Genomic DNA, 13215 nt, shown 5'->3' with positions numbered 1-13215 from the left:
AAGGTCGCGCCGGCACCGGCGCGACTCGACCTTACCGACCCCCGCCCGACCGGACCACGCCGACGGTCACGACGCCCCTCTTGAACGTGTTCAAGAAGTCGCCTACGCTGAGGCGACAACATTTGAACACGTTCAAAAGGGGCGTCGGCGATGGATACAAAGGTCTGGATGTACCTGGTCTACCTGGCGATCAGCATCGGGCTGACCGTCTGGGTGGCCCGGGCGCTGTCGCGCAACGGGCTGGTCTTCCTGGAGGAGGTCTTCGCCGACGAACGGCTGGCCAAGGCCGTCAACAGCCTGCTCGTCGTCGGCTTCTACCTGCTCAACCTCGGCTACGTCACGGTGGCCATGAAGCACCCCGACCCGGTCGGGTCCACCGCCCAGGCCATGGAGGAGCTGTCCCTCAAGATCGGCCTGGTGCTGCTGGTGCTCGGCGCGCTGCACTTCTTCAACGTCTTCGCGCTCGGCCGGTACCGCCGTGGTCGGCTGCGCCAGTTCGCCACCCATCCGCCGCTCGCCCCGGTCGGCCGACTGCCGATGCCGCCCGCGCCCCGCGGCCCGCACACGGCTGGCCCGCACCCGGCCGCCCCGCATCCCGCCGGCCCGCACCCCGCCGGCCCGCATCCCGCCGGCCCGCACCCCGCCGGTGCTCACCCTGCCGGCCCGCACCCCGCTGGCGCCCAGCCCGCCGGCGCTCAGCCCGCCGGCCCGCGCCCTACCGGCCCGCACCCCGCCGGCCCGGGGGCGGAGACCGGGCCGGCCGGCAGCCCGCCCGTCCGATGACCGTCAGGCCCCTCGGGTCGGGCGGACTCCCGGACGCCACCGCGCACGGGGGCGGTGGCGTCCGGGGGTTCACCGTCCTCTACGACGCGCACTGCCCACTCTGCCGGTCCGCCCGGCGCTGGCTGGCGTCCCGCGCCCAGCTCGTACCCCTGGAGTTCGTGCCCGCCGGCTCGGCCGAGGCCCGGCGGCGCTTCCCCGGCCTGGACCACGACGCCACGCTGCGCGACCTGACCGTGGTCGCGGACACCGGCGAGGTGTACGCCGGGGACGGCGCCTGGTTCGCCTGCCTCTGGGCCCTGGCCGACCACCGGGGCGCCGCCGAGCGGCTGGCCCGACCGCACCTGCTCCCTCTGGCCCGGCGGGTGGTCGCCGCCGCCGCCTCGGTCCGCGAACGCGTTCGCGACCCGTGGGCGGAGCCGGGCGACGACCTGGCGGGATACGGTGACCCCGATGACCGAGCAGACTGCGCCGACGACCGCTGCGGGTGAGCCGGCGACCGCGCGCGGCGAGCAGACCCGGCAGCTCATCCTGGACACCGCGATGCGGCTGTTCCGCGAGCGCGGGTACGCCCGGACCACCATGCGCGCCATCGCCCAGGAGGCCGGGGTGGCGGTGGGCAACGCCTACTACTACTTCGGCTCCAAGGAACACCTGATCCAGGAGTTCTACGCCCGTTCCCAGGTGGAGCACCGGGCGGCGGCCGGGCCGGTGCTCGCCCGGGAACCCGACCTCGCCGCCCGGCTGGCGGGGGTGATGCACGCCGGGATCGACGTGCTCACCCCGTCGCACTCCTTCGCCGCCAGCTTCTTCAAGACGGCGGCGGAGCCGACCTCCCCGCTGAGCCCCTTCTCGGCGGAGTCGTCCGGCCCGCGCGAGGCGGCGATCGGTCTCTTCGCCGAGGCGCTGGAGGGCTCCACCGCCCGGGTCGACCCGGAGTTGCGCCCGCACCTGCCGGAGCTGCTCTGGTTGGGGTACATGGGGGTGGTGCTCTACTGGGTCTACGACCGCTCGCCCGGCCAGACCCGCACCCGGCAGCTCATCGACGGTGCGGTGCCGTTGGTCGACCGGCTGGTGGGGCTGTCCCGGTTGCGCGTGCTGCGCCCGGTGACCCGGCAGGTGCTCGACCTCATTCGTACGCTGCGTCACTGACCCTTACGACGCCATCCCCCGAGTAGCCGCAGGTCAAGTCCGTTATTCGACACCCGGATCGCACCTACGGCATCTTGCCTTCACCCCCACAGTTACGTAGCGTGATCGGTGCGCACGTCACCTGCGGGACCCTGGGGGAGACTGCGGACCGTGGATCCGGCCCGGGATCCACGGTCCGCGCCCCGCCGTGAGGGGGCACGCGGTCAGAGTGGGTCCGGGCGCGCTCGGGGCGGGTAGACGACGAACGAGCGCCAGCCCCGGTCGGGGAAGCCGGCGGCGGTCGCCACCCGGGCAGAGGCGGTGTTGGCGGGGTCGTGCAGGTACGTCGGGACGGCCCCCTCGTCGAGCACCCGGCGCGCCGCCTGGGCGACCAGCCGCCGGGCCAGCCCCCGCCCCCGGGCCGCCGGCACGGTGCCGACGGCGAGTTCGTGGCCGTACGCGTCGTGCCGCTTGATCCCGACCCCGGCCAGATAGCGCCCCCGGGCGTCGCGCACCACCAGCACCGGCCGGTCGAACAGGCGCAGCCAGGACGGCAGCCCGGCGGCGCCCGGAGGTGTCCACTCCCCCACGTCCGGCAGCGGGGCCGGCGCCACGCTCCACCGGAACACGTCGTCGTGCACCGCCCAGCCGGGTCGTCCGGCCGCGGCGGGCAGCGCCGGAAGCGGCGGCCCGCCCGGCAGCCGGGCCAGCTCGCGGACCGCCGCGACCCGGTCGGGAGCCACGGAGAGCACGGTGCTCGCGCCGGCGGTCACCGCGACGGCGGGCCGGAGCCGGCCGTCCCAGGCCGGTCGGGCCCGCCGGTGCGAGCCGACCACGTGCAGCCCGGGCCCCGCCGGCCACTGGCCGAGCCAGCTCGCCAGGTGCAGGTGCAGCCGCCGGTCGAGCATCGCCGCCCACCTCCCCGCGGCCGTCGTGGTCATTCGGCGTCCGGGCCGCCGACACCCGGCCCGCCTCGCCGACGATCACCGTACGCGGGCACGGCGGCACCACGTCACGGAATCCGTCACGGGGCGGGCCCGCCCGGCGTCCCGTGACCCGGCGGGCCCGGCGCCGTGGCACGCGGGCCGGCGTCGAGGGTTGGGCAGCGCGGCGGGCGGGTAGACGTACAGGTACGTCGATGACCGCGGGTTCGTGGGACGGCGGCCGATCACGGGAACCAGACGCATCGACCGTCCGTCATATTCATTTTCATACATGGACAACTTTGTTTGGGACGGTATGGTCATGCCGAATCAGCCGAACGACCGGTACCACCAGGCCCCCGAGCGACTCTGGCGGGCCACCGAGGCCACCGGGCGGTTCCCGGCCCAGTCGGCGTACCGGGGTCACCGCGCCGGGGCCGAGGCGCTGCCGTGGAGCGAGGTGGACAAGCAGCCGGCCGGCGCCGCCTCGCGCGGCGGCCTGAACACCCGCTGACCGTCCCGCGTGGCGGGGGGCGGCTGCGCGACACACCCGGACGGTCCACCGGCGGCTTTCGCACACCTGTCGGGTAATTTCTTCTGGTCCGGCATCCCGGCCTACGACAGGAGAAGCTCCGCGCATGGGCAAGAAGACGATCCACGTCTCCGACTTCAGCGGCACGGTCATCCAGCCCGACGACGAGGTGGTCCGCGTCGTCGTCCTGGAGCACCCTGACCTGGTCGCGGGGCCCGTGCGGCTGGACGCCACCCCGGTCGAGGTGGAGGGCATCGACGACGCCGCGCTGGACGTCGCGGTGGTCGAGATCCACGACCGGCACGGCGACGGCGAGCCGCGCCGGGTGGTGCTCACCGCGAGCGAGTTCGACGCGATGGCGACCGACGTGCCGATGGCGCAGCTGTTGAAGACGGCCGAGCGGGTCCGCCCGCCGAAGGCCCGCAAGGGCGCGGAACGGGTCGACTACGGCACGATCGAGCACGCCGGCCGGCCGCACCGGGGCCGGGTCACCGAGGAGGAGGCCCGGTTGGTGCGCGAGCGGCTCGACGAGGTCAACAAGCGGCTCGCCGACGCCGGGATCCGTCAGGTCGACCCGACAGATCCCGAGCACGCCGCCCGCTACGGCTTCCCCGCCGCGCCCTGAGCCGGGTCAGCCCTGCTCCTGGACGGCCCGCAACGCCGCCGCCACCGAGGCCTCGACCGCGGCCTTGGTCACGCCGAGCCCGCTGAGGGCGCCGGCACCGTTCTCGTGCTCCAGGAGCGCGAGCAGGATGTGCTCGGTGCCGATGTAGTTGTGCCCCAGCCGCAGGGCCTCCCGGAAGGTCAGCTCCAGCGCCTTCTTGCCCTGGGCGTCGTACGGGATCAGGTCGGGCACCTCGCCGGACGAGGGCGGCAGCGCGGCCGTCGCGGCCTCGCGCACCCGCTCCAGCGACACTCCCTGGGCGACGATCGCCTTCGCGGCCAGCGCCTCCGGCTCGCTGAGCAGCCCCAGCACCAGGTGCTCGGGGCGGGTCTCGGCGTGGCCGGTGGCGCGGGCCTCGTTCTGCGCGGCCATCACCACGTTGCGGGCCCGGGGGGTGAACCGGGCGAAGCCCTGCTGCGGGTCCAGCGGCGTCTCGTCCGCCTTCGGCACGAAGCGCTTCTGTGCCGCCTGCTTGCTGACGCCCATGCTGCGGCCGATGTCGGTCCAGGACGCGCCCGAGCGGCGGGCCTGGTCGACGAAGTGGCCGATCAGGTGGTCGGCGACGTCGCCGAGGTGGTCGGCCGCGATGACCGCGTCGGTGAGCTGGTCGAGCGCATCGGTGTGCGCCTTCTTGATCGCCTGGATCAGGTCGTCCAGGCGTACCGGGTTGTTCATCTGCACTGGTTCCGTCATGCGTCAACCATAGGTTGACGACGGTCGACCGTCAACCTGAAGTTGACGGCAATCGTCCGTGGCGCACCCCGGGCCCGCGACCCCGTCGAATCACGGTGCGTGACGGGCCGTAGGAAAGTTTCACCATTGCCCCCGACGATATAGAAGATTTACGATCCGGTCTCCATCGTCCAACCGCCCCCTCGGGACGAACATCGGAGGCAACATGTGTGACGCACCGGAGACAGCCGGCCTGAGCCACCTACCGGCCCGACGCCGCACCCTCCTCACGGCGCTCGGCGTCGGCGTGGGGATCGGGGTCGTCGGCCTGCCCAGCCCCGCGATGGCCGCCGTCGCCGGCTGGAGCAACCCGACGCGCGGCACGCTGACCTCCGGCTACAAGAGCCCCAGCCGGCCCGGTCACCTGGGCTGGGACGTGGCCAACAGCCAGGGCACCCCGGTCTACGCCACGGCCGCCGGGACCGTCCGGGACATCAAGACCAACTCGTACCCGGGTGACACCGCGAGCGGTCCGCTGGGCGGCCGCACCGGCAACAGCGTCCACATCAACCACGCCGACGGCTACTTCTCCTACTACGGCCACCTGCACCGGGTGCTGGTCAGCGCCGGCCAGCAGGTCAGCTGCGGCCAGTTGGTCGGCCTGATGGGCACCACCGGCAACTCGACCGGCCCGCACCTGCACTTCGAGATCCACAACCCCCGGCTGACCTCGATGGACCCCCGGGTCTTCCTGGCCAACCGGGGCATCACCCTCGGCTCCACGGCCCCGGTGGGCAGCACCGGCTACCCGAGCGTCGGCCAGGGCGCCTCGGGCTGGGTGCCCCGGGTGATCCAGTACCTGGTGCGGGCGCGCGGCGTCTCCGTCGTGGTGGACGGGGTCTACGGGCCGGGCTGCGCCGCTTCGGTCAGGTCGTTCCAGAGCGGCCGGGGCCTCTACGCCGACGGCATGGTCGGCCCGATCACCTGGACCGCGCTCGTGCTGCCCCTGCGGGAGGGCAACTCCGGTGACCTGGTGCGCGGCCTCCAGACCGCGCTCAACGCCCGGGGGGCGAGCCTCCTCGTCGACGGCGGCTTCGGTGCGGTCACCACCAACGCGGTACGCAGCTTCCAGAGCCGCAACGGCCTCGTCGTCGACGGTCTCGTCGGCCCGGTGACCTGGAGCGTGCTCATCTGAGCGGGCCCGTCAGAGCCAGCCGTTGTCCCGGGCGGTGCGGAACGCCTCCGCCCGGTTGGCCACCCCGAGCTTGCTGACCGCCGCGGAGAGGTGGTTGCGGACCGTGCCCGCCGACAGGTGGGTACGCCGGGCCACCTCCGCCACCGGCGTGTCGTACTCGGCCAGCCGCAGCACGTCCAGCTCGCGCGGCGTGAGCGGGCACTCGGGCGCGGTGAGCGCGTCGGCGGCCAGCGCCGGATCGACGTACCGGCCGCCGGCGTGCACGCGGCGGATGACGTCGGCGAGCGTCCCGCCCGGCGCGCCCTTGGGCAGGAACCCCTTGGCCCCGGCCGCCAGCGCGCGTTGCAGGTGCGGCGGCCGGCCGTGCCCGGTCAGGATCACCACCTTGCAGGCGGGCAGGACGCGCGCCAGCTCCGCCGTCACCTCCAGCCCGTCCAGGGCCGGCATCTGGAGGTCCACCACGGCGACGTCCGGCCGGTGGGCGAGCGCGGCGGTCACGGCGGCCCGCCCGTCCGGCGCCTCGGTCACCACCTCCAGGTCGGACTCCAGACCGAGCAGGGCGGCCAGCGCCGCGCGGATCAGGTCCTCGTCGTCGGCGAGCAGCACCCTGATCACGGGCGGGTCCGTACCGTCACGTCGAGGCGGAACACCCCGTCGTCGATCCGGTGGCGCAGGGTCCCCCCGGCCTCGGCCAGCCGCTCGGCCAGCCCGCGCAGCCCGAAGCTGTGCCGGTCCGGCGACGCCCCCTCGGCGCCGTCGTTCGTCATTGTCATCCGTACCTCGTCCTCGTCCTGGCTGATCTCGATGGTGCACCAGGTGGCCCGGCTGTGCCGCAACACGTTGGTGCTGGCCTCCCGCAGCACCGCGACGAGCTGCCGGGCGATCTCCGACGGTACGTCGTCCGGCGGCAGCGCGACCGCGCAGCGGATGCCGGAGGAACGCAGCACCTGCTCGACCGCGGCGATCTGGTCCCCGAGGTCCACCGCACGGTACCCGTGCACCACCTCGCGCAGCTCGACCAGCGCCGACGCGGCCAGCCGCTGCACCTCGGCGGCCTCCCGGCTGGCGCGCCCGGCGTCCGTCGCCGCCAGCCGGGACGCCAGCTCGGCCTTGAGCGCGATGACCGAGAGGCTGTGCCCGAGCAGGTCGTGCACGTCGCGGGCGAAGCGCAGCCGCTCCTCGGTGGCCGCGAGCCGCCCCTGGGCGGCCCGTCCCCGCTGCGCCTGGACGAGCAGCCCCCACAGCCAGAGCTGGAGGGCGTTCCACGCGGCCATGGAGAGGCCGGCTACCAGCACGATGGTGACCTGGCCGCGGACCGGGGCCCCGTTCCAGGCCGCCACCCCGGCGGCCGTCGCCACGGACAGCAGCACCGCCGGGCCGGCGGCCCACCACTGCCGCAGCAGGGACACCGAGCCGATCACCGACGCCCCCAGAAATCCCCAGGTCGCCCACTCCGGCCCGCCCACGGGCCCGACCAGCGGTACGGAGAGCACGGCGGCGCAGACGAACCCGGCGAGCAGGCGGCGCCGCGTCGGCTCGGCCAGCCACGGGGTGATCGCCCCGTACAGCGCTCCGCTCTGCGCGGCGACGAACAGGACGACGCCCACCGCCCCGGCCGCCGCCCAGCGGGGATCCTCCTCCCGCGACAGTCCGACGGCGGCCAGCAGCAACGTGCCCAGGACGCCGCTGCCGACGGTGCTCAACGTGACGGCACGGGCGCGGCGCAGGCCGACGTCACGCTCGACCTGCGCCCGCTCCATGCTCACGCTCCCGATGCCAGGTGGCGCGATGACCTCGATCATCCGTGCCGGGGCTCCCATCGGAAGTACCGGGCGGCCGTGAACAGCGACACCGCCAGCCAGACCAGCAGCACCCCGAAGGAGGGCAGCGTCTCGACCAGCGTCCCGGCGAAGCTCAGGGCCTGGCCCTCGTCGGTGCGGGCGAGCCAGCCGACGCGCATGATCTCGGTGAACGGCCCCATGGGCAGGAACCAGAGGATCCGTTCCAGCGACTCCGGCAGCGCGCCGAGCGGCAGCAGCGCACCCGGCGTGGCCAGGAAGATCACCAGGGTCGGCAGGGTGGTCAGCATGGCCGCCTCGGAGCTGCGGGTGATCGCGGAGAGCGCCGCCGAGAAGGCCGCCATGATCGCGGACCCGATCAGCAGCGCCAGCGCCATGACCAGCGGGTTCTTCGGCATCGGCAGGCCCAGCACCAGGAGGGCGTAACCGACCAGCACGACGAACTGGGCGAGGAAGATCGCCACGGTGCTGCTGGCCGTGCCGAGCAGGATGGTGCGGTCCGAGGCGAGCCCCGCCCGCAGCCGCTTGAGCACCAACTCCTGGCGGCGCGACGCGTACACGGTGGTCAGGTGGTGGTGCACCAGGAAGACCATGATCAGGGTGGTGATGCTGACGACCCGGCGGACGCCGGCCACCGCCTCGCCCCCGTACTCGCTGATGAGCAGGATGGCGATCATCAGCGGGGTCACCACGGACATGGCGGTGGCCGTCCAGTTGCGACGCAGCGCCAGCAGCTCCATCTTGAGCATCGCGGCCATCTGCCAGAGCGGCCTGGTCGCCCGGTCGCGCGGGGTGGCGGTGGTGGTGGGGCTCTGCGTCGTCATCGTCCCGCTCATCGGGCGGCCTCCGGTTCCGCGTGCTGGTCGGTCTGGTCGTGGTCGGCGGCGATGTCCAGGAAGACATCCTCCAGGGTGGCCGGTCGGGCCGACAGGGAAGCCAGTCGGATGTCGCCCGCGTTGGCCCATTCGAGCAGCCGGGTGAGGTCGCTCTGGAGTTGGCGGGACTCGTACGTGACCCGGTCGCCCTCGACCATGCGGGCGGCGTGCGGCAGGTCGGGAAGGGCGTCCGTCGCCGGCAGCCGGAAGCTGATCCGGGCGGGCAGGGTGCGTACGACGTCCTCCGGGGCGCCCGTGGCGACGATGCTCCCGCCCCGCATGATGGCCACCCGGTCGGCGAGGACCTCCGCCTCCTCCAGGTAGTGCGTGGTGAGCAGGACGGTGGTCCCACCCTTCTGGAGCTCGCGGACGACGTCCCAGGTGCGGCGCCGGGAGGCCGGGTCCATGCCCGTGGTCGGCTCGTCGAGGAAGAGCACCTCCGGGCGGCCGAGCACGGCCAGCGCCAGCTCCAGCCGCCGGCCCTCGCCGCCGGAGAGCTGCTCGACCGCCACGTTCATCCGGTCGCCGAGGTCGACCAGGTCCAGCACCTCCGCGGTGGTCTGCGGCCGGACGGTGAGGGAGCGCCAGATCTCCACCGTCTCCCGGACGGTCAGCGCACCGGTGAACCCGCCGTGCTGGAGCATCACCCCCGTCCGGGGACGCAGCGCGGCCCGCTCCCGCACCGGATCCAGCCCGAGCACCCGGACCCGGCCGGAGGTGGCCGGTTGCAGTCCCTCCAGGACCTCGATGGTGGTGGTCTTGCCGGCACCGTTGGTGCCCAGCAGGGCGAACAGCTCGCCTCGTTGGATCCGCAGCGAGATCCCCCGCACCGCCTCGAACTCCCCGTAGCTGCGCCGCAGCCCGTCCACTTCGATCACGACGTCATCCATGCTTCACAGGCTGCCGTCGACCGGCGACAGAACCAACCCCCGCCGCGTCACGTTCCGACCGTGTCGTACGCATGCCTCACCCGTGCGTCCGCCACGTGCGCGACGCCCGCCCCCGGCGGCTCACCCGGTGGTGGCGACGAACGGCGGCACGTCCACCGGGAGTTCCGGCAGTACCCCCGCGAGAGCCTGGACCTTCGACCACGTCATGGTCACCTGGTCGAGGTCCCCCTCCCCCAGCGGGACGCCCAGCTCGCCGAACGCCTGGGCCAGCCGCTCCCGCCGGACGGGGTCGACCCCGTCGGCGGGCGCCTCCGGGGCGCAGACCGCCGCGAGGTCCGTCACGACCTCCAGCTTCGGCTCGCGCTCGTGCCAGCCCGTACGCCGCTGGTAGACGTCGGCGACGGCGGCCAGCTCGAAGTCGCGGCCGGGGGCGGCGGCCAGTTGCAGCGACAGCGGCAACCCGTCGCCGTCGGCCCCCATCGGCAGCGCCAGCGCGGGGAAGCCGACCGCGCTCCAGATGCTGGGCAGGAAGGAGATCGTCTGGAGGCTGGCCTGGTCGTCGTAGCGGGGGGCGGCGGACGGCCAGGCGGGCGTGGCGATGACGTCGACGTCCCGCAACCGCGCCCGCAGGGCCTCGGCGCCCCACCCACGCACCCGCTGGGCCCGCAGGTACGTCTCCGCCGGGAGCACGCCGCCGAGCGCGACGTTCCACCGGAACGGCCGGCCGTAGTCGTTCCAGCGCGCCCGGAACTGCGCCCCGTGCACCTCGAACGCCTCCACCAGCATCGTCACGAGCTGCGCGGCGAAGAGCGGGAACGCCTCGTCGAGGGGCACGTCGACGACCTCCGCCCCGGCGGCCCGCAGCTCGTCGAGCGCGGCGTCGAAGGCGGCGGCGGTGTCGTCGGTCAGCGCGGCGGCGTACCGCACGAGGTCCCCCGGGACGCCGACACGGACGCCCGCGAGGTCGGCGAGCGCCGGCCGGGACAGCTCCGCGGGCCGGTCCGCCATCACGGCGAGCAGCCGCGCGCACTCCCGGGCCGTACGGGCCAGCGGACCCGCCGTCTCGACCGACCGCGCCAGCGGGCGGACACCCGCCGCCGGCAGGAGGCCCTGCGTCGGCTTCAGCCCGGTCACGCCGCACAGCGCGGCCGGGATCCGGATGCTGCCGTTGCTGTCGGTGCCGACACCCGCGTCGAAGAACCCGGCGGGGATGCCGTTGGCGCTGCCGCAGCTCGACCCGCCGGTCCACCGGTGGGGGTCCCACGGGTTGCGCGGCACCGGGAAGGACGCGTCCGGGTCCGGCCGGGACAGCGCGTGCTCCGCCATCGTGGTCTTGCCCACGATCACCGCGCCCGCCGCGCGCAGCCGTGCCACCACGGTCGCGTCGCGGTCGGCCCACCAGCCCGCGTCGTGCACGACGCTCTGGCAGGTGCTCGGCGCGCCGGCGACGGCGACGACGTCCTTGACGCCGATCAGCGTGCCGCGCAGCGGCCCGTCCGTGCCGGGGTCGTCGACAGGGAAGCGGTGCAGGAAGGTGCCGAGCATCGGCCCGAGCCGGTCGGCCCGCTCGGCTGCGGCGGCGAGGCGGTCCATGTCAGCTCACCACCTGGTGATCGGGCCGGCCGGTCGCGACGGTTCGCGGGGCGGCGGAATTGACGGGCCGATTACCGGCCAATTCCCGTTCGGTGCCCGTCACAGTTTCCCGAAAGAAGTCGGTGTGTGGAAAGGCGAACAACTCGGCCGTGGCGTCGTCACGACCCATGACATCCGTTCCCGCGTCGACGGTCGACGAATGACCGTCACCGTTCCGCCTCTGACGTGTCACGAACACCTCCCCGCACGGGCCACGGAATGCGCAGCCCAGGACCACGACAGGTCCGACGATGGCGGGTACGGCCATCGCGGGGTAACCCCTACGGTCACCCCTCACCACCCCGGAATAAGGCGCCTCGGACGCCAATTCTCGCGGCGGCGGCCCCGGAATTCCTGGCTCCCCGCTCCCTAGCGCTGCTAAATACTATTCGCATACCCGCACCGATCTAAATGGGGAAATCAATGAGCAACGCAATCGCGAACCTCGTGGCCACACCCACGCCCGGTGCGGTGGACCCACAGGCGATCGACGTGGCGGACGTGCACAAGAGCTACGGCGACGTGCGCGCCGTCAACGGCATCGACCTGCGGATCGCTCCCGGCGAGGTGGTCGCGTTGCTCGGGCCCAACGGTGCGGGGAAGTCCACGCTCGTCGACATGATCCTGGGGCTCACCCGCCCCGACCGTGGCGAGATCCGCGTCTTCGGGCACACCCCCCGGGAGGCCATCACCCGGGGCGTCATCGGGGCGACGCTCCAGGACGGCGCCCTGCTCGACGACGTGTCGATCCGCGAGCTGCTCACGATGGTGGCGTCGCTGCACACCGCCCCGCTGCCGATCGCCGAGGTGCTGCGCCGCACCGACCTCACCGACGTCGCCGACCGCCGCAGCCGGCTCTCCGGCGGTCAGCGCCAGCGGCTGCGGCTGGCCATGACCCTCGTGTCCGACCCGAAGCTGCTGGTGCTGGACGAGCCGACGGTGGCGATGGACGTCGAGTCCCGCCACGTGTTCTGGGCCGCCATGCGGGAGTTCACCGACTCCGGACGCACCGTGGTGTTCGCCTCCCACTACATGGAGGAGGCCGAGGAGTTCGCCGACCGGGTGGTGCTCGTACAGGCCGGGAAGATCATCGCCGACGGCACGGTCACGGAGATCCGCTCCGTGGTGGCGGGCCGCTCGCTGTCGGCCACCGTCCCGGACGCGACGGTCGAGCAGCTGCGCCTGCTGCCCGGCGTGATGACCGCCGAGGCCCGTGGCCAGCGCGTCGAGATCGTCAGTTCCGACTCCGACGCCACCGCCCGCGAGTTGTTCGCGCGCTTCCCCCAGGCGTACGACGTCGAGATCGGCGCCCTCGGCCTGGAACAGGCGTTCCTGGCCCTCACCGCGACGAAGGGCGGGGCCGCCTGATGAGCGCCGGCTTCCTCAAGCTCGAAGTGAAGCGGGTGCTCCGGGCCCGCAAGTTCTGGATCGTCGCGTTCCTGTTCCCGACGCTGCTCTACCTGATGCAGGCCAACCTGTTCGACATGATGCAGGCCAACCTGGCCGGCGGAGGCGCCGGCATCAACTTCAGTGAGCACCTGCTCGGCAGTCTCGCCGCCTTCGGGGCGCTCTTCGTCGCGCTGAACGTCGGCACCAGGGTGGCGATCGAGCGGTCCACCGGATGGCAGCGCCAACTGCGCATCACCCCCCTGTCCCCGACCTCCTACCTGGCGGCGAAGCTGACCGCGGCGATGGTGGTGGCGCTACCGGCGATCACGGCGGTGGCGCTCACCGGCGCGCTGCTGGAGGGCGTCCGGCTGCCGGTGGGCGGCTGGCTCCAACTGGTGCTCGGGGTGTGGGTCGGCACGCTGCCGTTCGCGCTGCTGGGCGTCTTCATCGGCCAGGTCGCCACGGCCGAGAGCGTGCAGGTGCTCACCTCCGTCTCGCACATGCTGCTCGGCGTGCTCGGCGGCGCGCTGGTCCCGTCGGTCGCGTTCCCCGACTGGATGCAGACGGCGTCCGCGATCATGCCGAGCCACTGGCTGGCCGAAATCGGACACAGCCCGTTCGAGGACACCGCCCGGCTCGGGCTCGCCGCCGTGGTGCTCGCGGGCTGGACCGTCGTGCTCGGCGGCGCCGTGATCCTGCGGTACCTGAAGGACAGCGCCCGCGTCTGAGCGCC

General features: G+C 73.5%; 16 protein-coding genes. 8 read left to right on the top strand and 8 right to left on the bottom strand.

The features are described from left to right. Positions 1–150: 150 nt before the first annotated feature. The 3 genes from OG989_RS13710 to OG989_RS13700 are packed head-to-tail and all read left to right on the top strand — an operon-like array spanning position 151 to position 1932. Positions 151–783, top strand: coding sequence for a hypothetical protein (locus OG989_RS13710; RefSeq protein WP_327030702.1), 633 nt, complete (start codon positions 151–153; stop codon positions 781–783). After that, positions 780–1271, top strand: coding sequence for a thiol-disulfide oxidoreductase DCC family protein (locus OG989_RS13705; RefSeq protein ID WP_151455660.1), 492 nt, complete (start codon positions 780–782; stop codon positions 1269–1271). The genes OG989_RS13710 and OG989_RS13705 overlap by 4 nt, the downstream gene beginning before the upstream one ends. Then, entirely contained in the window at positions 1234–1932 is a 699-nt protein-coding gene (locus tag OG989_RS13700; protein WP_132240842.1) for a TetR/AcrR family transcriptional regulator, read from the top strand. The genes OG989_RS13705 and OG989_RS13700 overlap by 38 nt, the downstream gene beginning before the upstream one ends. 203 nt (positions 1933–2135) lie before the next feature. Here OG989_RS13700 and OG989_RS13695 read toward each other — a convergent pair whose 3' ends face one another. Continuing rightward, positions 2136–2819 carry a GNAT family N-acetyltransferase gene (locus tag OG989_RS13695; RefSeq protein ID WP_327031158.1) on the bottom strand — a complete coding sequence of 228 codons (684 nt, stop codon included), beginning with the start codon at positions 2817–2819 and terminating at the stop codon, positions 2136–2138. Positions 2820–3156: 337 nt separating this feature from the next. Here OG989_RS13695 and OG989_RS13690 point away from each other — a divergent pair, with 337 nt between their 5' ends. Together OG989_RS13690 and OG989_RS13685 are read left to right on the top strand one after the other, a co-directional pair. Further along, positions 3157–3348, top strand: coding sequence for a DNA repair protein (locus OG989_RS13690; protein ID WP_151455661.1), 192 nt, complete (start codon positions 3157–3159; stop codon positions 3346–3348). 124 nt (positions 3349–3472) lie between these two features. Further along, positions 3473–3991 carry a hypothetical protein gene (locus OG989_RS13685; protein WP_132240844.1) on the top strand — a complete coding sequence of 173 codons (519 nt, stop codon included), beginning with the start codon at positions 3473–3475 and terminating at the stop codon, positions 3989–3991. A 6-nt stretch (positions 3992–3997) separates the two neighbouring features. On the opposite strand, the gene OG989_RS13680 is transcribed toward OG989_RS13685, so the two are convergent. Continuing rightward, entirely contained in the window at positions 3998–4723 is a 726-nt protein-coding gene (locus OG989_RS13680) for a Clp protease N-terminal domain-containing protein (protein ID WP_151455662.1), read from the bottom strand. Between the two features lie 205 nt (positions 4724–4928). On the opposite strand from OG989_RS13680, the gene OG989_RS13675 reads away from it, so the two are divergent. After that, entirely contained in the window at positions 4929–5897 is a 969-nt protein-coding gene (locus tag OG989_RS13675) for a peptidoglycan DD-metalloendopeptidase family protein (RefSeq protein WP_327030701.1), read from the top strand. 9 nt (positions 5898–5906) lie between these two features. Here the strand turns inward: OG989_RS13675 and OG989_RS13670 are convergent, their stop codons facing one another. The 6 genes from OG989_RS13670 to OG989_RS13645 form a co-directional block, all read right to left on the bottom strand. Beyond that, positions 5907–6512 (bottom strand): response regulator transcription factor, encoded by a 606-nt coding sequence (locus tag OG989_RS13670; protein WP_101411373.1) that lies wholly within the window; start codon positions 6510–6512, stop codon positions 5907–5909. Continuing rightward, positions 6509–7657, bottom strand: coding sequence for a sensor histidine kinase (locus OG989_RS13665; RefSeq protein WP_327031157.1), 1149 nt, complete (start codon positions 7655–7657; stop codon positions 6509–6511). Before OG989_RS13665 ends, OG989_RS13670 begins: the two co-directional genes overlap by 4 nt. Before the next feature lie 38 nt (positions 7658–7695). Next, on the bottom strand, positions 7696–8520 hold the full coding sequence (locus tag OG989_RS13660) for an ABC transporter permease (protein ID WP_327030700.1): 825 nt from the start codon (positions 8518–8520) through the stop codon (positions 7696–7698). 8 nt (positions 8521–8528) lie between these two features. Then, positions 8529–9461: an ABC transporter ATP-binding protein gene (locus OG989_RS13655; protein WP_151455665.1), complete on the bottom strand. Its 933-nt coding sequence runs from the start codon at positions 9459–9461 to the stop codon at positions 8529–8531. Between the two features lie 120 nt (positions 9462–9581). Then, positions 9582–11054 (bottom strand): amidase, encoded by a 1473-nt coding sequence (locus OG989_RS13650; protein WP_327030699.1) that lies wholly within the window; start codon positions 11052–11054, stop codon positions 9582–9584. Position 11055: 1 nt separating this feature from the next. Continuing rightward, positions 11056–11286 carry a hypothetical protein gene (locus OG989_RS13645; RefSeq protein ID WP_151455667.1) on the bottom strand — a complete coding sequence of 77 codons (231 nt, stop codon included), beginning with the start codon at positions 11284–11286 and terminating at the stop codon, positions 11056–11058. Positions 11287–11516: 230 nt separating this feature from the next. Between OG989_RS13645 and OG989_RS13640 the strand changes: the two genes are divergently transcribed. Next, entirely contained in the window at positions 11517–12461 is a 945-nt protein-coding gene (locus tag OG989_RS13640) for an ABC transporter ATP-binding protein (RefSeq protein WP_151455668.1), read from the top strand. Then, on the top strand, positions 12461–13210 hold the full coding sequence (locus OG989_RS13635; protein ID WP_151455669.1) for an ABC transporter permease: 750 nt from the start codon (positions 12461–12463) through the stop codon (positions 13208–13210). Before OG989_RS13640 ends, OG989_RS13635 begins: the two co-directional genes overlap by 1 nt. Positions 13211–13215 lie beyond the last annotated feature (5 nt).

The sequence above is a fragment of the Micromonospora sp. NBC_01740 genome (assembly GCF_035920365.1).
Classification (GTDB): domain Bacteria; phylum Actinomycetota; class Actinomycetes; order Mycobacteriales; family Micromonosporaceae; genus Micromonospora; species Micromonospora reichwaldensis.
The sequence above is the reverse complement of the archived record's forward strand: the minus strand, read 5'-3'. Positions and strand labels throughout refer to the sequence as shown.